17 protein-coding genes and 1 tRNA gene are annotated in these 20,287 nt (G+C 62.3%); 8 read left to right on the top strand and 10 right to left on the bottom strand.

What is annotated here, in order from left to right; all coding sequences use genetic code 11:
* The first annotated feature begins 2 nt into the window (after positions 1–2).
* On the top strand, positions 3–1,370 hold the full coding sequence (locus M2A_RS10355; protein WP_045446838.1) for an MATE family efflux transporter: 1,368 nt from the start codon (positions 3–5) through the stop codon (positions 1,368–1,370).
* Here M2A_RS10355 and arsC read toward each other — a convergent pair.
* From arsC to M2A_RS10340, 3 genes are read right to left on the bottom strand one after another with little or no spacing between them, the layout of a single operon-like run.
* Positions 1,357–1,704 carry an arsenate reductase (glutaredoxin) gene (gene arsC, locus M2A_RS10350; protein ID WP_045446835.1) on the bottom strand — a complete coding sequence of 116 codons (348 nt, stop codon included), beginning with the start codon at positions 1,702–1,704 and terminating at the stop codon, positions 1,357–1,359. The genes M2A_RS10355 and arsC overlap by 14 nt on opposite strands.
* 29 nt (positions 1,705–1,733) lie before the next feature.
* On the bottom strand, positions 1,734–2,792 hold the full coding sequence (locus tag M2A_RS10345) for a quinone-dependent dihydroorotate dehydrogenase (RefSeq protein WP_045446832.1): 1,059 nt from the start codon (positions 2,790–2,792) through the stop codon (positions 1,734–1,736).
* Positions 2,789–3,136: a DUF952 domain-containing protein gene (locus tag M2A_RS10340; protein ID WP_045446829.1), complete on the bottom strand. Its 348-nt coding sequence runs from the start codon at positions 3,134–3,136 to the stop codon at positions 2,789–2,791. Before M2A_RS10340 ends, M2A_RS10345 begins: the two co-directional genes overlap by 4 nt.
* A gap of 213 nt (positions 3,137–3,349) precedes the next feature.
* Between M2A_RS10340 and M2A_RS10335 the strand changes: the two genes are divergently transcribed.
* Entirely contained in the window at positions 3,350–4,000 is a 651-nt protein-coding gene (locus tag M2A_RS10335) for a S24 family peptidase (protein ID WP_045446826.1), read from the top strand.
* On the opposite strand, the gene M2A_RS10330 is transcribed toward M2A_RS10335, so the two are convergent.
* The 3 genes from M2A_RS10330 to M2A_RS10320 form a co-directional block, all read right to left on the bottom strand.
* A complete protein-coding gene (locus tag M2A_RS10330; RefSeq protein ID WP_045446824.1) occupies positions 3,981–4,895 on the bottom strand; it encodes a hypothetical protein in 915 nt (304 codons plus the stop codon). The two genes, M2A_RS10335 and M2A_RS10330, sit on opposite strands and share 20 nt — an antisense overlap.
* The gene (locus M2A_RS10325; protein ID WP_045446821.1) at positions 4,892–6,418 is read right to left on the bottom strand and encodes a hypothetical protein; all 1,527 of its coding nucleotides are present in this window, start codon (positions 6,416–6,418) and stop codon (positions 4,892–4,894) included. The genes M2A_RS10330 and M2A_RS10325 overlap by 4 nt, the downstream gene beginning before the upstream one ends.
* Before the next feature lie 124 nt (positions 6,419–6,542).
* Positions 6,543–8,141 carry a lysine--tRNA ligase gene (locus M2A_RS10320; protein ID WP_045446817.1) on the bottom strand — a complete coding sequence of 533 codons (1,599 nt, stop codon included), beginning with the start codon at positions 8,139–8,141 and terminating at the stop codon, positions 6,543–6,545.
* 152 nt (positions 8,142–8,293) lie between these two features.
* Between M2A_RS10320 and M2A_RS10315 the strand changes: the two genes are divergently transcribed.
* The 3 genes from M2A_RS10315 (at position 8,294) to M2A_RS10305 (ending at position 13,561) form a co-directional block, all read left to right on the top strand.
* Positions 8,294–10,066, top strand: coding sequence for a sensor histidine kinase (locus M2A_RS10315; RefSeq protein ID WP_045446814.1), 1,773 nt, complete (start codon positions 8,294–8,296; stop codon positions 10,064–10,066).
* A gap of 72 nt (positions 10,067–10,138) precedes the next feature.
* Positions 10,139–13,033 (top strand): ATP-dependent DNA helicase, encoded by a 2,895-nt coding sequence (locus M2A_RS10310; RefSeq protein ID WP_045446811.1) that lies wholly within the window; start codon positions 10,139–10,141, stop codon positions 13,031–13,033.
* A gap of 114 nt (positions 13,034–13,147) precedes the next feature.
* Complete coding sequence (locus M2A_RS10305; protein ID WP_045446809.1) at positions 13,148–13,561, top strand: tellurite resistance TerB family protein; 414 nt, start codon at positions 13,148–13,150, stop codon at positions 13,559–13,561.
* A gap of 27 nt (positions 13,562–13,588) precedes the next feature.
* Here the strand turns inward: M2A_RS10305 and M2A_RS10300 are convergent, their stop codons facing one another.
* Positions 13,589–14,368 (bottom strand): XAC2610-related protein, encoded by a 780-nt coding sequence (locus M2A_RS10300; RefSeq protein WP_045446806.1) that lies wholly within the window; start codon positions 14,366–14,368, stop codon positions 13,589–13,591.
* Positions 14,369–14,463: 95 nt separating this feature from the next.
* Here M2A_RS10300 and M2A_RS10295 point away from each other — a divergent pair, with 95 nt between their 5' ends.
* Complete coding sequence (locus tag M2A_RS10295) at positions 14,464–15,291, top strand: sterol desaturase family protein (RefSeq protein ID WP_045446803.1); 828 nt, start codon at positions 14,464–14,466, stop codon at positions 15,289–15,291.
* Positions 15,288–15,806, top strand: a complete 519-nt coding sequence (locus tag M2A_RS10290; RefSeq protein WP_045446800.1) for a SixA phosphatase family protein — start codon at positions 15,288–15,290, stop codon at positions 15,804–15,806. The genes M2A_RS10295 and M2A_RS10290 overlap by 4 nt, the downstream gene beginning before the upstream one ends.
* A gap of 7 nt (positions 15,807–15,813) precedes the next feature.
* Here the strand turns inward: M2A_RS10290 and M2A_RS17410 are convergent, their stop codons facing one another.
* On the bottom strand, positions 15,814–16,761 hold the full coding sequence (locus M2A_RS17410; protein ID WP_052379391.1) for a transporter substrate-binding domain-containing protein: 948 nt from the start codon (positions 16,759–16,761) through the stop codon (positions 15,814–15,816).
* Positions 16,762–16,967: 206 nt separating this feature from the next.
* Here M2A_RS17410 and M2A_RS10280 point away from each other — a divergent pair, with 206 nt between their 5' ends.
* Positions 16,968–19,031, top strand: coding sequence for a glycosyltransferase (locus M2A_RS10280; RefSeq protein WP_081875553.1), 2,064 nt, complete (start codon positions 16,968–16,970; stop codon positions 19,029–19,031).
* A 32-nt stretch (positions 19,032–19,063) separates the two neighbouring features.
* On the opposite strand, the gene M2A_RS10275 is transcribed toward M2A_RS10280, so the two are convergent.
* Together M2A_RS10275 and M2A_RS10270 are read right to left on the bottom strand one after the other, a co-directional pair.
* Positions 19,064–19,137 (bottom strand) — tRNA-Gly (locus tag M2A_RS10275).
* 46 nt (positions 19,138–19,183) lie between these two features.
* Positions 19,184–20,203: a DUF2804 domain-containing protein gene (locus tag M2A_RS10270; protein WP_045446797.1), complete on the bottom strand. Its 1,020-nt coding sequence runs from the start codon at positions 20,201–20,203 to the stop codon at positions 19,184–19,186.
* Positions 20,204–20,287 lie beyond the last annotated feature (84 nt).

The raw sequence follows: 20,287 nt of genomic DNA, 5'->3' as shown, positions 1-20,287 counted from the left end.
CGATGACCCCCGCGCCTGCCCCGCACCCTGCGTCTTCCAAGCCGTTGCCGGACAACGCCCAGGTTCTGCGGGTCGCCATTCCCGTTGTCCTTTCCGGGCTTTCCACACCGCTGATCGGGCTCATCGACACGGCGGCGGTCGGCCAGCTTGGGGATGCGAAATATATCGGTGCGGTGGCGCTCGGCGCGCTCATCTTCACTTTCCTTTACTGGGCCTTCGGTTTCCTGCGCATGGGCACGACCGGCCTGACCGCGCAGGCCCATGGCGCCGAGAACGGGGCGGAGATCCGCGCCTGCCTCGGCCGGGCCCTCTTCATCGCGCTGGCGGCGGGCTGCGGGCTCATTCTCCTGCAGTTGCCGCTCGAATTTGCCGCTTTCACGCTTGTCGGAGCGGAAGCCGATGCCGAGGCGCTGGCGCGCACTTATTTCGATATCCGCATCTGGAGCGCGCCTTTCGCGCTGGCCAATTTCGCGCTGCTCGGCTGGTTCATCGGCTTGCAGCGCATGCGCACGGCCCTTGCCTTGCAGCTTTTTCTCAACGGCATGAATGCAGGCCTCGATGCGCTTTTCGTCTTCGTCTTCGAGATGGGCGTTGCCGGCATTGCCTATGGCACGCTGATCGCGGAAATCTCCGCCGCCCTTGCCGGGCTCTTTCTTGCCGTCCGCGTTCTTAAATCCGTGCCGGGCGGCTGGAACCTTGCCGCGCTCAAAGATAAAGCGGCACTCACACGCACCATCGCCGTCAACCGCGACATCATGATCCGCACGCTGCTCCTGCTTTTCGCTTTTGCATTCTTCACGGCGCAGAGCGCGGGGCACGGCAATGAAGTGCTTGCGGCGAACACGATCCTGATGCAGTTCGTCTCTTTTGCCGCTTATTTCCTCGACGGCTTTGCCTTTGCCGCCGAAGCGCTGGTGGGGGAGGCTTTGGGCGCGAAGCGGCGCGAGGCTTTTGCGCGTGCCGTTAAACTTTCAACGCTTTGGGCCGCAGGCATCTCGCTTTTGCTTTCCGCCGGTTTTGCGCTGAGCGGGCCTTTCTTCATCGCCCTTCTGACGACAGCGGAGCCGGTGCGCGCACTGGCCGGCACCTATCTTGTCTGGGCAGCCATCCTGCCCATTGCCTCGGTCTGGTGCTATCAGCTCGATGGAATTTTCATCGGCGCCACGCGCACAGGCGAAATGCGCAACGCGGCAATCTTCTCCCTTTCCGTCTTTCTTGCCTGCTGGTGGCTTTTTCAGCCGCTCGGCAATCACGGGCTCTGGGCGGCCTTCACGCTGTTCGCCCTGATGCGCGCACTCAGCCTTGCGGTCTATTACCCGCGCCTTGCAGCGCAAAGCGCGGGCGCTGCGGCTGACCTCAGAGGATTTTGATCACGCCTTCGGGCGGGCGGCCAAGCGCGGCCTTGCCACCTTTCACCACGATGGGCCGCTCGATCAAGATCGGGTTTTTCACCATTGCTGCGATGAGCTGATCTTCCGAAAGCCCCTCATCGGCAAGGCCGAGCTCTTTGTAAGCGTCTTCGCCTTTGCGGATAATGTCGCGGGCGGACAGGCCAAGCTTTGCCAGAATGTCTTTCAGCTCGGCTTCGCTCGGCGGGGTTTTCAGATATTCGATGATCTGCGGGCTTTCGCCTTTTTCCTCCAGCAGCGCCAGCGTCTGGCGGGATTTCGAGCAGCGGGGATTGTGATAGATCGTCGCCGTCATGAAAGGCTCCTTTGTCTTCGGCTTAAAAACTAAGATCGGCGCAGCGGCACATCGGCGCCCACAGCCTCCGCCACCGAGGCAAAGCCATCCGCTTTCAAAAGCGCGCTGAGCTCGCAGGCAATTTCCTGTACAAGGCCCGGCCCCTGAAACGTCATCGCGGTATAAAGCTGCACGAGCGAGGCACCGGCGCGGATTTTCGCATAGGCATCACGCCCGCTCGACACGCCGCCGACACCGACAAGCGGCAGCTTGCCTTCCGTCAGCTCGCGCATCCGCCGCAGCACCGCTGTGGAAGGGGCAAAAAGCGGTTTGCCGGAAAGACCGCCCGTCTCATCTGCATGCGCCCCGCTCACCAGCCCGTCGCGGGCGATGGTGGTGTTGGAAACAATGATCCCGTCAATGCCGGTTTGAAGGCAGACGCCGGCAATATCGGCCAGCTCTTCTTCGATGAGGTCCGGGGCGATTTTCAAGAGCACTGGCACGGCGCTTTTCCGGGCGCTCAGTACACGGGTAATCAGATCTTCCAGCGCCGCGCGGCTTTGCAGGGCGCGCAAGCCCGGCGTGTTGGGCGATGAAATATTGATGGTGAAATAGCTCGCCAGCCCCTCGAAGGTTTCGATGCCTTTGACGTAATCGGCGGCGCGGTCTTCGCTGTCTTTATTGGCGCCGAGATTGACGCCCACGATGCCGCCGCGCCCCTGCCGCCGTTTCAAACGGGCCAGCATGGCGTCATGGCCTTTATTGTTGAAGCCGAGCCGGTTGATCACCGCTTCATGAGCGGGCAGGCGGAAAATGCGCGGGCGCGGGTTGCCTTCCTGCGGGCGCGGCGTGGTGGTGCCAACTTCCGCAAAGCCGAACCCTGCTTTCAGCATCGCGTCCGGCACGTCGCCGTTCTTGTCGAACCCGGCAGCAAGGCCGATGGGATTGGGAAAATCGAGACCGAAAAGCTTCACGGCAAGGCGCGGGTCGCGGCTTTCCGGCGCATGGGGCCCGAGCCCCCATTGCAGTGCCTCGATCGTCAGCCCATGCGCGCGCTCGGGATCGAGCAGACGCAGCATATGGCTTGAAAGAGCATAAAGCGCCTTCATGCGCCCGCCTCCAAATCAGGAAAAATATGGGCGCCGTCCGGCCCAAGCGGCAGAGGGGCGCGGCTGACCACCGCGGAAAGGTCGAGCACATCATAAAGATGCGGAAAAAGCGCGCCGCCGCGCGAAGGCTCCCATTTCAGGGCGGCCCCGAGTTTTTTCTCATCGATGCCGATCAGCAGCAAATCATCCTTTCCGGCGAAGTGCTTGGCAGCGGTTTCCTTGACCTGACCGGCGGCGGAAAAGTGAATAAACCCATCGGCCAGGTCGACGGGCGCGCCGTCAAAGGTGCCTTTTTCTTCGGCAATGCGCCATTCGCTGGTGCTGACTATTTTGTAGATGGTCATGAGGCAGAGCTAATGCAGAAGGATGACAGGCCATTCTGACCCAGCTTGCAGGGCCGGTTCGCGCGCACTTTATCCCCCGCCTCCCATACCCGCAACCTGACTATCTCAGTTCCCGGACTTGTAGATTCCCCTCCGATGGGTTCTCATAAAGGCCTCCGCAGGAAATCCGGGCATGCAAGCGCCCGGCGGCGATGAAAGCATAACGGCAACGTGATGACGCATGGCTTTTCCCATAGCCAGATCTGGCTGGCGCTGGATGCGCTGGCCGTTCAGCATGGGTTGACGCCATCGGGCCTGGCGCGCACGGCGGGGCTCGATCCGACCGCCTTCAACAAATCCAAACGCGTCACATCCAATGGCCGCCCGCGCTGGCCGAGCACGGAGAGTCTGGCCAAGGTATTGGCCGCAACCGATTCCACTCTCGATGAATTCGTCCAGCTCATCAGCCGCACGGAAGCCAGCGTCCCGCCCGCAGGGCGGCGCACCATTCCGCTGATCGGTTTTGCGCAGGCCGGCAGCGGCGGCTTTTTCGATGATGGCGGCTTTCCTGTCGGCGGCGGCTGGGAAGAAGTCGGCGCGCCTGCCATTGCAGATGAACATGCCTACGCGCTGGAAATAAGCGGCGAGAGCATGCTGCCCGTTTACCGGCAGGGAGACATTATCGTGGTCTCCCCCGCCGCAACCGTGCGGCGGGGCGACCGGGTGGTGGCAAAAACCAGGGAAGGCGAAGTGCTGGTGAAGGAACTCGGACGGCGGAGCGGCGGGGAAGCGGAGCTTATTTCGCTCAATCCGGCTTTCGTCAACCGCGTGCTGCGCGAGGAGGACTTACTCTGGATCGCGCGGGTTATCTGGGCGCGCCAATAGCATCCTTGGAAAAATTTTTCCGCACCCGCTCTGCCGGCGCCCTGCCGGCAGCAGGGACCGCGTCCTTTTTCGGCATGGCCGCTTTGCCCAGATGGGCAGCCAGAATAGGCTCGAGCACGCGCTCGGAGCCGCTTTCGAGCGCCGCTTTGAGCATACCGGCGCGGCCTGTCACGATCTCTTCGACGGCGCTGTCCGCTTCGCGCGCCAAAATCCCCTCCAGCAATTCTTCTGCCCGGCGCAGCTTGTCCGGCGTGCCGAGCGCGGCGCATTGCAGCGCATACTGATAAGCGATAAGCGCGTTGCCGGGGGCAAGCGTCAACGCCGTCTCATAATGACGGATGCCCGTTTCCACATCCGCGCCATAGACGGCGGCGCCAAACGCGCCGCCCTTGCGCACGATGATCAGGTTCCAGCTGCCCAGCATGGCATGGGCCAGCGCATTGCCGGGATCTTCTTCAAGCACATAATCAAGATGCGCGCGCGCTTCTTCCGGATAGCCGGAAAAATGCGCCTCCAGCCCCTCCATGGCGCGCGACTTGAACCCGAGCGCGGCGACAAGCTGCAAGCGCGCTTCGATCATGGCAGCGTCAAGGCGCAGCGACTGGCGGGCAAGCTCCATGGCCCGGTCGAATAGCGGGCCGCGCTCGCCATAAGGCGTGCGCAGTTCCGCTTCCGTCAAAAGCGCGCGGGCGGCAAAGGCAAGAGCGGAGGCGGTTTCACTTTTTTCGGCCTTATTCGCGGCACTAAGAAAATCGCCTTCATGATAAAGCGCCAAGGCCTGCTCGGAAGGTTCCGCCGAAACCGGGTCTTGCCAGAAAAGAAGCGCGCAGCCGAAAAGTCCGGCCAGTAAAGGGCCGAAGCGGTGCGGCGCTCTTTTAGCATCAATCCGGTTCATTCGGCTGTCTCCTGCCAATCGAATGCTTCCTGAAAAAGAAACGCATCGTCAAAATGCCGTTCGCCCACAAAGGCCGTGGCATGGGTGCCCCATTGACGCATGGCCCCGGCGCTGCGGATCCCCATGGGCCAGAGCAAAAACCGCTCGGCCCGCGCGCTGCGCGCCACGATGCCGTTTGGCCCATAAAAGGACCGGCGCGTTTCCTCTTCTTTGCCCAGCTCTTCTTGAACTGTCTCTTCTTGAACCGGCTCACTCCGTAAAGGCAGTGATCGCAGTCCATAGCGGGGCGCTTCCATTTCCATCATCATATCATACCCCTTGATAGCGGGCTTTTTTGTGACGGAAATTTGCCGGAGATAATGGCTGCCCGCGGCAAGGTGCAGGACCAGCCGCTCACCTGCTTGCAATTGCGGCGCGGCGCGGGGGGTAAGCGGCGCCTCGCGCAAATCGCCATCGGCAGGGACCGGGCGGCGGGTCACCGGCGGAACGGGAAAGAAGAGATGATAACACCCGCACGCATGGGCGGTGTCATAGACAAGCGGGCGGCCTTTCTCATTCAGCGTTACGCGCCACATCACCCCGTCGAGCGGGCCGCCCAGAATATCGAATGCGCCTTCTTTCGGCCGCTCCTTGAACCAGAATGTGTAAACGAGCTGGGGCAGGATCTTGCCGTTCCATCTTGTTTGCGCGAAACGCACAAAAAGCGCGGCGCGCGCCGTTCCCACTTGCGCGCGGCCCTTCTCATCGAGGAACGGCGTGCCGATCACATCCGCCGCGCTTTCTTCCGCCACGATGATTTGCGGCGCAAAAAGACGGGCAAGCGTTTCCACCTCTTGCAAGGCCGGATGCCAGAGCCCAAGCGCATCCCGCTTCACGTCCGAGAGAAGCGCTGCCGCGTCTAGACTCTTCTCCTTTTCAGCGGGCAGGCCATAGGAGGTGCCGTCATGCGGCGGCAAATCGAAACTCGGCAGATTGGCCGCTTTCCAGCGCGCAAAACCGGCCGCAACGCCAATACCGCTCAGCGGATAAAGGCCCGCCGCCCGCGCCCAATCATCATAATGGCGCGGCGGGATCATCCGCGCGCGCAAAAGCGCGCGGCCCTCCTCTCGTGCAAGATCATGAGCGGCAAGACGCGCGGCGCAATTATCCAGACGCTGCCCCGCAGCTTCACCAAGCGATGCGCGCGCCGCGCCCGGCAGATTGCCCAGCTCGATGCCGCGCGCCGCCGCAGCTTCTTCAAGCAGCGCGCGGACCCACGCATCGAACCGCGCATCGCTCATCGCTTCACTACGGAACGAAGAAAGAAGCCGCGTCTTGCGCAGATAGGAAAATCCAGGCACGGGCGCAGCCTCATGATCGCGCACGCCCTCCCGCGCGACCCTTTCTTCAAAAGCTGCAAAAGCTGCCCGGCACGCGGCGATATCCGCGCGCCCCGCTTCAAGCGGCACGGGAAAGTTTTGCACGCAGCCTGCAAGCATGAGCGCTAAAGCCAGAAGCCCCGCAAGAAGGCCTTTATGTTTCATCGCATGTTTCACCCGCAGAGCATGACCGAAATGCGGGATAAACGGAACCGGGCGAGAGAAGGAAAAGCGGGCAACAAAAAAGCGGGAAGAAAGCTTCCCGCTTTTTTCTCACCTGCCGGCAGTTTTACCCTGCAGAGAGGTCTTCGCCGGCCAGTGCCTGCTCGATCAGTGCAACCGTCGCCTCTACCCCGTAAAGCGCAACGAAAGAGCCGAAACGCGGGCCCTGGCTTTCGCCGAGCAGCACTTCATAAAGCGCCTTGAACCAGTCGCGCAGATTTTCAAACCCGTTTTCCTTGCCCACCGCATAGACGATGTTCTGGATTTCCTCGGCAGGCAGTTTCGGATCGATCTCTTTGAGCCGGCCCGCCAGATCGGCAAGGGCCTTTCTTTCCGTTTCATCCGGCGCGCGGTACTTTTTGTTCGGCTTGACGAAATCATGGAAATAATTGATCGCGTAGCCGACCAGCCGGTCGAGATCCGGATGGGTCTGCGGGCTGGCGCCCGGCGCATAGTTGCGGATGAAGCCCCAAAGCGCCGCCGGGTCTTCGGAATGACTGGCGCTGACGAGATTGAGCAGCAGCGCAAAGCTGACTGGCACATCGACCTTCGGCGGGTTGCCGGAGTGAATATGCCAGACGGGATTGTTCAGCTTCTGCTTGTCGTCCTGATCCGGATAGGCGCTCAGGAAGCTGATATATTCATCGACGTTTTTCGGAATGACATCGAAATAGAGCCGCTTTGCGACGCGGGGCTTTTGATACATGAAAAGCGACAGGCTTTCCGTCGTCGCATAGGCCAGCCAATCGTCGATCGAAATGCCATTGCCTTTCGACTTTGAAATCTTCTGCCCGTTCTCGTCGAGGAAAAGCTCGTAAACGTAATGCTCGGGCGCCGGCGCGCCGAGAATGCGGCAGATATTGTCATAGATCGGCGCGTTGGACTGATGGTCCTTGCCGAACATTTCAAAATCGACACCGAGCGCTGCCCAGCGCATACCGAAATCCGGTTTCCATTGCAGCTTCACGCGCCCGCCCGTCACCGGCAGCGTAATCTCCTCGCCGTCCTCATCGTCGAAAGTGATCGTGCCTTCCTTCGGATCGACATGCTTCATGGGCACATAAAGCACCCGGCCCGTCTTCGGCGAAATGGGCAGGAAGGGCGAATAGGTTGCCTGACGCTCGGCACCCAGCGTCGGCAGCATCACTTTCATGATGTCGTCATAGCGCTCCACCGCCTCGCGCAGCTTTTCGTCGAAGCGGCCGGCCTTATAATACTCGGTGGCGCTGGCGAATTCATACTCGAAGCCATAGGCATCGAGGAACCGGCAGAGCATCGCATTGTTATGCGCAGCGAAACTGTCGAAATCGCCGCCGAACGGGTTCGGCACTTCCGAAAGCGGCTTTTGCAGATGCGGCATCAGCCGGGCCGGGTCCGGCACCGTGTCCGGGATCTTGCGCATGCCGTCCATATCGTCGGAGAAGCACAGAAGACGCGTTTTCACCCCCGGCGCCAGCGTTTCGAAGGCATGGCGCACCATGGTCGTGCGGGCAACTTCCCCGAACGTGCCGATATGCGGCAGGCCGGAGGGGCCATAGCCCGTCTCGAACAGCACTTCGTCCTTCGAAACTTTCGACTTTTCAAGGCGTTTCAATAGCTTACGGGCTTCCTCAAAGGGCCAGGCCTTGCTGTCCTGCGCAATCTCGCGCAACGCCTCACTCGTCATGGTGATCTCCTGTGGATCGTTTCGCCTTTTAGGAAAACGGGCGAGTTTTCTTAAAGGTTTCGAAAGCGCCGGACCCTATGATTTCCCACGTATTCCGTCAATCACGATGCGGGCAGGAAGCGCGCACGGGCGGGAATTTGGGGCGTTACAGCATGCTTAACGTAGAAGAGGCCGAGGCCATCTCGAAGCGGCAGATCGACCAGCGTGTGCTGGCCGAACAAATCCGGCTGCTTTTCGATCTGGGCCGCCCCGGTTCCGCTACCATGTTCATCGGTATTCTGGCCGTCGGCGCGATTTTCGCCACCATCGCCCCTGCCTGGCCGATTGCCCTCATGCTGGCCAATCAGGCCGGCGCGCAGACCATGTTCAACCATCTGCGCCGCGGCTTTTATGCCGACCCGAAGCGCGCGGAACGGGCCGATAAATGGGCGCGGGCCTATGCGCTGAACTGCATCTGGTCGGGCGCTACCTGGGCCATCGGCGCCGTTTGCTGGCTGCCTCTGGTGCCTTTCGAATATCAGGCGCTTTTCACGCTGATCGCCGCCATGCTGTGCCTTTCCAGCGTGATCATGCGTCTTTCCTACCCGACAGCCATGTACATCTATATGGCAACGATCGGCTTGCCGACGCTGGCCTGCCTTGCCCTGTTCGGCGGCCCGCAGGGGCTTTTGCTTGTCGGGCTTGCCTTTCTGACCGCCGCCGCGCTGACCGGCTGGATCAAGCAGCTTCACCGTTCGAACAGTGAAAGCATCCGCTTGCGCTTTGAAAATACCGGCCTTGTGGAACGGCTGGAGCGGGCGCATACCGCCGCCGAACAAAAACGCCGCGATGCGGAAAAAGCGCATGAATTGCTGCGCATGTCCGAGCGCACGCGGCGCGACCTGCTTGCCATGATCTCGCAAGGTATCCGCGCCCCGCTGGCCGGCCTGACCGATGCCGCCGCACAGCTTGCAAAAGATAACGCCGATGACGAACAGGTACGCACCATTCAGGAAACATCGCACCTGATCGGCCGGATGCTAGCCGATGCCGCCGACCTGACGGCGATGGAAAGCCGGACCTTGAAGCTCGATACCCAGGTCTTTGCGCCCAAAGACCAGATCGAGCAGGTCGCCCGTTTGCTGCGCCACACGAAACTGCGCCCCGGCTTGTCGCTGGAAGTGGATTGGGGCAACGAAGTGCCCCGTGAAATGGTAGGCGATCCGGCCCGTCTGCAGCAGATCCTGACCAATATCGCCACCTATCTTCTCACCGGCACGGAGAAGGGCGGCCTCGTGCTGCAAGCTGCCTCGTCCAACGCCTATTCATGCGAGGCGGTGCGCTTTTCCGTGACCTCCACGTCGTTTGAAGGCAGCACCCAGTCACTCGACATCTTTACCGACGAGATCCCGCTTCCCCTCGCCCATTCCCTTTACAGCGAGGAAGTGCTGGGCCTGAACATCGCCCAAAGGCTGATCGGGCTGATGGGCGGACGCATCGGTGTCGATTCCGCGCCCGGTTTCGGCGCCACGATCTGGTTCGCCGTGCCCAAACATCCCGGCCTGAGACTGCAGCAAGAAAGCGATATGGAGGCGGAGGGAACCCACTTGGTCGATCTCGCCCGCCTTTACATGCTCGAAGACCGCATGGGCTCGGATGCGTTTATCGCCCATCTTCAGCGCGCGCTCGATGAGTTGCGCGGCCATTGGGATGTATTGTCGGATGCGGCCAACCAGAACGACCGCGCCTTGCTGACGGCGGCGGCACGGCGCCTTGCCGATACGTCCAACGTGCTCGGCTTTACATATCTCAGCGAGGCGGCCCGCCAGCTCAGCCTCTCCCCGCCCGGCACGGAAGGGGCAAAGGCGCATATTCCCGGCCTTGAAAACCGGCTGAAAAACGCCGAGACCACCTTGAGGCAAATCTACCCGCGCCTAAGCGCTTGAGCGACATCGCCTGAAACGCCCTCCTTCAGGGAACCGCTTTCTTAAGCTCCGGCGCCGCCTATACTGGCGGCCATGTCTGCTGCTCCCCCGTTCGATTCGCCGCCAAACGGCGCTTCCATCCTGTTGCCCGACACGAAGGCGCTGGGGCTGAAAGCACGCGGCGCGGTGCTGGTTAGCACGGATGGGGAGGTGGACGAGCTTTCCGCGCGCGAGGCAGGCGAAAAGCTTGCCAGCGCGCCGCTGCTTCTCTGTCACCGGGGCTTCACGCTGCGCCGCCTGACCGGCCCCCGGAGCCGCGCGCAGCCTCATCCGGGCACATTCGACATTCTCGATCTTTTTGCCTTCGTGCGGCCCGCCCGTTTCACCTTGCCCACACCGCAAGGGCTTGCCCGGGCGCTTGGCCTGCCGGTGCCGGGAGAAGCGGAGGCCGAAGCGCTGTTTCTTTTCGAGGCCGCCGAGGCGCTGCTTGGTGAGCTCACAAGCCCGGCTTACCCGGATAAAGAAGAAGCGCGCGCGCTGGCGAATGCCCTTGCCAAAGCCGGTTGGAGCTGGGGCGAGGCGGTGCTGGCAGCGCTTGGCGAACCGCCCGAGGGACGGCGCGCGCTGAGCGGGGAAAACGGCCTGCGCATCTGGCGCAAGCTGGAAGAATGGGAAGAACGCGCGCCCCCGCCCCCGCCCTCCCAGGACCCCGTACCGCCGGAAGCGGCACGCCAAAGGCTGGCCGAGCTTACCGGTCCCGGCGCCGAGGCGCGCCTGTCCCAGTCCGATTATGCGGCCCGCGCCACGCACGCCTTCGCCCCTAAACCTGCGCCCGGCATGCCCTCGCTTTTGCTTGCCGAAGCGGGCACAGGCATCGGCAAAACGCTCGGTTATCTTGCCCCGGCGAGCCTTTGGGCGCAGACGAATAAAGGCCCCGTCTGGATTTCCACCTTCACCAAAAACCTGCAGCGCCAGATCGACCAGGAAACAAGACGGCTTTTCCCGGACCCTGCCGAGCGGCAGGAAAAAGTCGTCATCCGCAAGGGCCGGGAGAACTATCTTTGTCTGCTCAATCTGGAAGAAGCAACGAACCGGGTGCCTGCCGGAACGGACTTCATCGCCACCGCGCTCATTGCCCGCTGGGCGCTTTACAGCCGCGACGGGGACATGGTGGGCGGGGATTTTCCCGCCTGGCTTCCCGCCGCGCTCGGGCGCCCGCGCCTTGCCGCGGAAATGACGGACCGGCGCGGGGAATGCGTTTATTCTTCCTGCCCCCACTACAAGAAATGCTTCATCGAAAAAGCGCTGCGCAAAGCGCGTCATGCAGACATCGTGATCGCCAATCACGCGCTCGTGCTGCACCGGGCCGCCCTCGACTTCGCCTTTCATCAAAACGGCGATGACACCGCCCCCGCCGAGCACGCCGCAGGCGCCGAAGACGAGCTGCCCGATCACAAGTTACTGCCGCCCCGGCTCATCTTCGATGAAGGCCATCATCTTTTCGATGCGGCGGACGCGGCCTTTTCCGGTCATCTGTCGGGCTTCGAAGGCTCCGATCTGCGCCGCTGGCTGCGCGGGCCGGAGGCGGGCCGCAGAGGCCGTGCGCGGGGCCTGAGCGGGCGGATCGGCGATTTGGTGGCCGGTACGCCGGAAGGCGAAGAAGCGCTGCAAGCGGTGCTCGATGCCGCCCAGGCACTGCCGGGGCCCGGCTGGCAGAGCCGCCTCAATCAGGGCCAGCCGCATGGGCCAGCCGAAAGGTTCCTTGCCGCCGTCCACGCCCAAGTGCGCGCAAGGGGGCGGGATGAAGGCGGGTTTTATTCGGTCGAGTGCGATGTGCTGCCCGTCTCGGAAGGCGTTTCGGAAGAAGCGCCGAAACTCGATGCCGCCCTTTCCCGGCTTGAGCGGGCGATGCGGGCACTTGCCGATATTCTGCGCCGCACACTCGATGAAGAAGCCTCCAGCCTTGAGACCGCGACCCGCATCCGTTTCGATGCCGCCATTCGCGGCCTCGACCGGCGCGCGGGCACGGCCATTGCCGGATGGCGGCACATGCTCAAGGCGCTGGCCGGCCTCGATATCGACGAGGCGGCAGGTGATCCCAACCCGGAAGCGCCACGCTTTACGGACTGGTTCGCCATCGAGCGGCAGGGCGGCAATGATGTCGATGTCGGCATGCACCGGCACTGGATCGACCCGACCGAGCCTTTGGCTGAAACCGTGCTCGCGCCCGCGCCGGGCGTGCTCATCACCTCCGCCACACTGCGCGATGAACGCGAGGAAGAGACGCCCGATGATGGTTTTGCTCCAAGCTGGGCGCAGGCGGAAATCCGCACGGGCGCGGCGCATCTTCCCTCCGCCTCGGCCCGCGCCTATTTCGCCTCACCTTTCGATTATGCCGAGCAGGCGCGTATATTCATCGTGCGCGATGTGGATAAGAAAAATGCCGATCATGTGGCCGCTGCCTACCGCGAGCTTTTTCTGGCGTCGGGCGGCGGCGCGCTCGGCCTTTTTACCGCGATCAACCGCCTGCAGGGCGTCTACCAGCGCCTCAGCGAGCCTTTGGAAGAAGCGGGCCTGCCGCTATACGCCCAGCATATCGATGCGATGGACACCGGTACGCTGGTCGACATTTTCCGTGCCGAGGAAAAAGCCTGTCTGCTGGGCACCGATGCGGTGCGCGACGGGGTGGATGTGCCCGGTCGTTCCTTGCGCATGATCGTTTTCGACCGCACGCCCTGGCCCCGGCCCGATATTCTGCACCGGGCGCGGCGGGAGGCCTTTGGCGGGCGCAAATATGACGAGATGATCGTGCGCCTGCGGCTCAAACAGGCCTTCGGGCGGCTGATCCGCTCGGCGGGGGATAAAGGGGTTTTCATTCTGCTCGATCCCGGCCTGCCGACACGGCTGACCACCGCTTTTCCCCCTGAAGTGCCCATCGAGCGGCTGGGACTTGCCGAAACGCTTGAAAAAGTGCGCGATTTTCTTTGAATTTCCGGCTCTTATCCGCCCTTGCGATTAAGGCCGAGCAATCCTACTGTCGGGCGCCCTTCCGCCCCGGCTTCCCTGCCGGCGGGACAACACAAGGTAACGAGGTTCAGTTTCATGCCGCAAACCATCAACCCCCATACCGCGCTCATCTATGTGATGGTCACGATGTCCGCCGTCGATAGCGCGATGAGCGACAAGGAACTGCGCAAGATCGGCACGATCGTGACGACGCTGCCGGTTTTCGACAATTTTTCCTCCGACCTTCTTGTGCAAATCGCGGAAGATTGCGGCGAGATCCTGCAGGAAGATGGCGGGCTGGAAGCGGTGTTCGGCCTGGTGCGCGACGCGCTGCCCGAGCATCTGCACGAAACCGCCTATGCGCTCGCCGTGGAGGTTGCCGCGGCCGATCTGACCGTGCAGCAGGAAGAACTTCGCCTTCTGCAATTGCTGCGCGACACGCTGGGCATCGAAAAGCTGTCCGCTGCCGCTATCGAGCGCGGGGCCCGCGCGCGCCACACGACGATTTAAGCTGCCGCGACAACGCGCCTGTCCGGCTCACTCTTCCGGGCAGGGGCCGCTTGCGGTCTTGATGAGCTGGCCGTCCACCGCCTCATAAGAGGTTTGCGTGCAGGCACCGTCGTCGGTGTAGCGGCGCATGATGCGGCCTGTCTGTTTCAGCTCGCCCGCCTCATAGACATAAGTGTCCTCGCCCATTTCCGCGGCGCTGGAGCGCCAGGGCGCAAAGACGAGGCGTTCTTCCTCATCGAATTCCGTATAGCCGAGCTCGTTCAGAAAACCGGCGGAAACGAACCTGCCGCTTTCCGGCGACCAGAGCCAATGGAGATAGGGGATATTGGGACCGGCGGGCAGAAACTCGATGATGCGCATATCGAGATAGCCATCGAAATTCATATCCAGCATTTCAAAGCCGTTCGTCTCCATATCCGGCAGGGCGCGGGAATCGATGGGGCCAATCGTCTGGAAAGACTCCACCTCTCCCTGGCGCGCAATCTCGATCCGGTCGATCAGGATCGAATAATCCTCGCGCTGCCAGAAAAGGGCGACCTCGATGTCGGGCGCGCCGGGACCGATGGAAGCGGAGCAAAAAAGCGGCTCGCCCGGCGGGGTCTCATCCAGCGTCCGGCAAATGTAATCGGTGTCGAACTCGCCTTCTTCGGCGCCCAGGTCCGTCTCCTCCGCCCTGAGCCCCGCACTAGCGGCAAGGAAAAACACCGCCGCCAGCACAAATGCCCGCGCGCCGCGCGCGCCCAGCCAAACCGCGTTTATCCCCATCGCCTCATCCGCCTTAAAAAGGGCCGGCAGGATCACGTTCATGTCAGCCCGCCCCTGCCGTCTCATCTGCGCTATATATATCCTTAAGATAAGGCAGCGCACCGGTAAAGAGTGCGCCAAGGGGCTGAAGGGACGCAATGGCAAGCTGGCTGACGGATGAAATTCTCATAAGGCAGGGGGTTTTCCTCGGCGTCCTCGGCGCCATGCTGTTGCTCGAATGGCTGATCCCGAAACGCCCGTCCAGCCTGCCGAAATGGCGGCGGGATGCGAGCAACCTCTCCATCTCGCTCGTTAACTCGCTGGCGCTGCGCTTTTTGCTGCCGCTGCTTGCCGTCGATGCCGCGCTTCTGGCGGAGGAGAAAGGCTGGGGGCTTTTCAATCTGCCTGCCGCCGGAAACCTGCTGCCGGAGCCCCTTATCTTTGCGCTCTCGCTTCTGCTGCTCGATCTTGCGATCTATGCCCAGCATGTGGTTTTTCATTTCGTGCCAGCGCTCTGGCGGCTGCATGCCATGCATCATGTGGACCGGGATATCGACACGACGACCGGCATCCGCTTTCACCCCATCGAAATTCTGCTGAGCATGGGCTTCAAGATTGTCCTGGTCTTCCTTCTCGGGATCGGGCCCATCGCGGTCATCGCCTTTGAGGTGATCCTCAACGCCACGGCCATGTTCAACCACGCCAATATCGCCCTTCCCCGCGCCGCCGACCGGGTTTTAAGGGCCTTCATCGTCACCCCGGACATGCACCGGGTGCATCATTCGGTCATCAAGCGGGAAACTAACAGTAATTTTGGCTTTAACCTCTCGCTTTGGGACCGTCTTTTCGGTACTTATCGTGCCGAGCCGGAAAAGGGGCATCAGGGGATGGAAATTGGCCTGGCCGAGCATCGCGGGCCGGAACCTGCCCGGATCCTTTGGAGCCTTGCCCTGCCCTTCCGGCCGAAACTCTGGAAGACGCGATGAAACGCCTGTGCCTTTTAAGACATGCCAAATCCGACTGGAGCGACACGGCTCTGGACGATGCGGCGCGCCCCTTGAACAAGCGCGGCAGGAAGGCGGCCGATTTCATGGCCGATTTCATCGTCAAACGCGGCTTCAAGCCGGATCAGGTCATGTGCTCCACGGCCAAGCGCGCGAAGGCGACTTGCGAGCCGATCGCCGCCAAGCTCGGCCCTTGTGTGAGCTATCACGACGATCTTTATATGGCGATGCCGGAAGAACTGATCGGCGCCATTCAGCATGCAGGCGACGACACGGACACGCTTCTCCTCATCGCGCATAATCCGGGCCTTGAGCTTCTCGCCGCCCTGCTTGCCGGGCATCCGGACGATGCGAGCAAGTTCGAGCATTTCCCGACCGGCGCCTTCGTCGTTTTCGATTTCGACATCGACAACTGGCGTGCCATCACGCCGGGCACGGGCGCGCTTGTCTTCTACGGCAAGCCGCGCGAGCTGATGGCGGACGAAACCGAAGACTGATCCCGATTTAGAAAAAGACCGGCGCATTATGGGCGCGGGCGAGCGCTTCGAGCGCGCCGCTCGCGCGCATCTTTTGCAAGTGCTCATCGATCTTGACGGCAAGAGCGCGGTGGCGGGCGGGCATCGCAAAGCCGATGCCGGCACCGAAATAATCCTTGTTGCTGTAAAGGGGGCCCATGGGCTCACAGCAGGCAGCCTTTGAAAGCTGTCCTTCAAGCGCGCGCGCATCGGCAAAAATATAATCGGCCTCCCCGCGCGTCAGGCCCGCCCAGGCTTGAGCAAAGCTCGGCACACCCTCAGCTCTGGCAAGCGGGAAGCGGGCCTTGAGAAAGGCTTCATGGAGCGAGCCTTCTTCCACCAGCACTTTTTTATCCCGCAAGGGCGGCAGGGTGCCTGCTTCCCGTTCGGCCTCGGGCAAGGCGCTGCGGCGCGCGGCAAAACGGCCCGGCGTTGCGTAATAAGGTGCGGAGTAAATCACCCCCTTTTCCGCCTCATGGGGGATGCGCAGCGAAGCGGCAATGAGATCGTATTTGCCCGCCCGCAAGCCGGGCAGCAGTTCGCCCCAGGGCGCGGTAACAAACGTGCAGTCGAGGGCTAGCTGGCCGCAAAGCGCCCGGACAAGCTCGATTTCCATGCCCTTCGGCGCGCCGTCCTCGCCGGTGAAATTGAAAGGCGGAAAAGCGCCTTCCGTTGCAATGGTGAGTTTTTTCGCCAGCGCAGTCCCGGCGCCCCCGCTCCCCGCGTCATGCGGGCGGGGCGCGGGAAGAGCGGCGTCTTTCTCACTGCCTTGCCCGGCCAGATGCGCAGCCTCCAGCGCTTCCAGCTCTGCCAGCCTCTCGGCGCGCACAAGGCTCCAGCCCGTGATGTCTTTAAGCGGTTTGCCTTCGCTCACAATGGCGGCAGCGGCGGCCACCACCAGAAGGGCGAGGATGTTGATGGTCAAGAGAACACGCATTGCGGGAGAATGCCGCGCCGCGCGCTCAGCGTCCAGCCTTCCGCGTGACCGCGCGTTCCTTCTGAAAATCCGCCGCCGCCGCGCCGCTTCAACCGCAAGCTGCGCGCGCCCGTCTTCCGTCCTAACTCTTGTATTGCCGCGCCTTCAATTAACCACAACCATCATTTTACAAAAGAACGGAAAGTTCTCTATGAGGAGGGCGGCGATTGGAGGCGAAGGGGGGAGCGCCCAAAGGGGCACCCAAAGAGGCGCCCAAAGAGACCCCAAGGGGGCATGACGGGCGCGGAACTAGCACCTGCGCGCCGCGTGACGCATACCAGCCGGGCGAGCGGCGCCAGCCCCATAGCCCGGAGCGCAGGTCCGGCGGCACCTATCCCATACCGCCCGGCACCGCGGCCTCCCCCGCCAAGGAGAAAACCGCGCACGGCCTGGCCGAGACGGCCCGTCCCTTTGCAAGCCGCACACAGCCCCTTTTCGGCCAATATCTCGTCAAAGCCGGACATATCAGCGAGAGCGCGCTTGCCGCCGCGCTTCAGGCGCAAAAGAAAAGCCATGCCCGGCTCGGAGAAACGCTGATCGCAAGCGGCGCGATCCGCGCGCTCGACCTTTACCGCGCGCTCGGCCGTCAGCTCGGCCTGCCTTTCGTCAATCTTCTGGAAGAACCGCCCGAGCCTGCGCTCTTGAAAGCAGATGAGCTTGATTTTTATCTCACCCATCGCTGCCTGCCCTGGCGCGTTCTCAATGGCCAGGAGATTTTCGTTGCAAGCGACCCGGCCGCCGCGCGGCGCGCGCTTGAGGAAGCGCAGCGCCCGGCCCTTGTCTTTCTCACCTCGCCGCTCGACATTCTCTGGAGCCTGCAAAAACGCTTCCGCCATCACCTCACGCACCGCGCCCGTTTCGCGCTTGCCAAGGAAGCCGCGCATCTTTCCGCCCGCAAGCTCGTCACACCCGCCCTCAAAGGCAGCACGTTCTGCCTTGCCGCTTTCTGTCTTGCCGCGCTTTTCTTTTTCGGGCCGGCCATGCTCGGCCTCATCAACCTCATCGCGGGCAGCACCTTCCTGGCGCTTGCCGCGCTGCGCGCCTTCTCGCTTCTTTACGGCGTCATTCCGTTGAAAGCCCCGCGCGAGCGGCGGCGCGAGGACGCGCTGCCGGTTTACACCATTCTCGTGCCGCTTTTCCGCGAGGCCGCCATCATTCCCGGCCTCGCAAAGGCCTTGCGTGCGCTCGACTATCCGCCGGACAAGCTCGACATCAAATTCGTGCTCGAAGAAGGCGACAGCGAAACGCTGGAGGCGGCAAAGGCCGCGCGCCTGCCCTCCCATGTCGAATTCATCATCGTGCCGAAATCCAAACCGCTGACGAAGCCCAAGGCCTGCAACTATGCGCTGGCCTTTGCGCGCGGAGAATTCCTCGTCGTTTATGATGCAGAAGACGTGCCCGACCCGCGCCAATTGCGCATGGCCCTTGCCGCCTTCGATGAAGGGGGGCCGCGCATGGCATGCGTGCAAGGCCAGCTGATGTTTTACAACGCGCGCGAAAACTGGCTGACGCGCCAATCGGCGATCGAATATGCCGCGCTCTTCGAGCTGCTTCTGCCCGCCCTTGCCCGCTTCGGCCTGCCCTTTCCCTTGGGCGGCACCTCGACGCATTTCCGCACCGCGCTGCTGCGCCGGGCCGGGGCCTGGGACCCGTTCAATGTCACGGAAGATGCCGATCTTGGGCTTCGCCTTCACGAGCTTGGCTTCCGCACCGCCGTCATTCCCTCGCTCACCCAGGAAGAAGCGACGCTGACGCCGGCCGCCTGGATGCGCCAGCGTACCCGCTGGCTGAAAGGCTGGATGCAGACCTTGCTCGTGCGCCTGCGCGCGCCCTGGCGCACCGCGCGGCAGCTGCGCCCTGCCGCCTTTGTCTTTTCTTATGTCGTGCTGGGCGGCTTCGTTCTGGCCGCGCTGCTGCACCCTTTCATCTATTTGATGGCGCTGCACTGGTTGCTCTCGGGCACGGGCAGCATGTTGGCGGCGGACCCTTTCGCGCCTTTCAATCTTTCCGTCTTCGCCATGGGATATGGCGTCACACTGGCGGCAAGCGCCATTGCCGCGCGCCAGCGCTTCGGGCTTGCCCTCGCGTGCCACGTCGCCCTCAGTCCACTTTACTGGCTAATGATTTCAGCCGCCGCCTACCGCGCGCTCTGGCAGCTCGCCCGCCAGCCCGATTATTGGGAAAAGACCGAACACGGCCTCTCGCGGCTGCGCCCGAAGGAAAAGCCGTAAGAGAAGAATACGGAAAAGAAATGCGGGATAAGTGGAGCGGGTGAAGGGAATCGAACCCTCGTCTTAAGCTTGGGAAGCTTCTGCTCTACCATTGAGCTACACCCGCAAGATGGGCCTCTTTTACAGCCCAAAGCCCCTGCGGCTCAAGCAAATTACCACCGGTTCTGCACTTCTTCGGCAAAGCCCGTCAGGCCTTTGACCTCCAGCACTTCGCCCCCGTCCAGCACCGCCTTGCCGGTGAAACGCCCGAACACCTGATGCTGCACGGAGCGCAGGATTTTCAGGTCCACATGGGCCGCGCGGTCCATCAGCGGCTCGAATTCCATTTCAAAGCGCCCATCATCGCTGGAAAAACGCCAGGACGCACCGTCATAAGTGCCTTTGGGCATGTGCCAATCGACGCGGGAGAGCTTATGGGCGCGGCCCTTCCAGAACAGCATGTTCTCGCTTGCCGCCGATGTATCGCCGAAACCGTAGCCGATATTGAACCCGAAAGGCGCCCCCGAAACGAGGCCCGAGGCCGAGCCCCAATACCAGGTATTGTCATAGGTCCAGACCCCGCGCCCCCAATCGAGCAGGCCGAAATGGCGGGAGGGATCGAAACTGTGGCGCTCGCCGCCCACCACGATCTCGCCTTCGGCGGCCATGCAATTGATTTTCTGGTTGTAATAGAAGGCTTTCTTGTTTTCCGGGAAAGGCGTTGCGATCACCATGCGCTCTTCGGGCACATCGCGCAGCAGCACCTCGCCTTTGAGGCCCTTGCCCCCGGCGAACTGCGGAAAGTCGGCGCGAAGCCGGCGGCCCTCCCGCTCATGGGAAAAGGCAAGGGAAAAGCCCTTGAAGCTTGCCGCCACATCGCCCCGGTCCGCGCTTTCGGGCAGGGCGAGCCGGCCCCGCGTCAGGAAGGGGGTGAGCGAATGGGTCCAGTCCCGCTTTTTTTCGAAATCGAGCCAGGAGGCGGATAAAAGCCCCATATAGGCATTATCCGCCAGCGTCAGCGCCAGGGCGTGCGTGTCCGTGGTGATGCAGTAATAGTCCCATTCCTTGATGCGGTGCCAGGGCGCCTTGATGGCGGCCCGCGCATAACGCTTCACCTCGCGCCGCGCGAAACCTGCCTCGCTGAGCCCGCCGCCCGCATCCAGAAGCGGGCCTTCCCCCATTTCATGCTGCATCCCATCCCCTCTGCCTAAAAGTTAGTCATCTTGTTTTTCTTGCGCCAGCATAGCCAGGGTCGCAAAGATGTGAAGCAAAGAGCT

It is taken from the genome of Tepidicaulis marinus (assembly GCF_000739695.1).
Lineage (GTDB): Bacteria > Pseudomonadota > Alphaproteobacteria > Parvibaculales > Parvibaculaceae > Tepidicaulis > Tepidicaulis marinus.
This window is presented reverse-complemented; position numbering and strand designations above follow the sequence as displayed.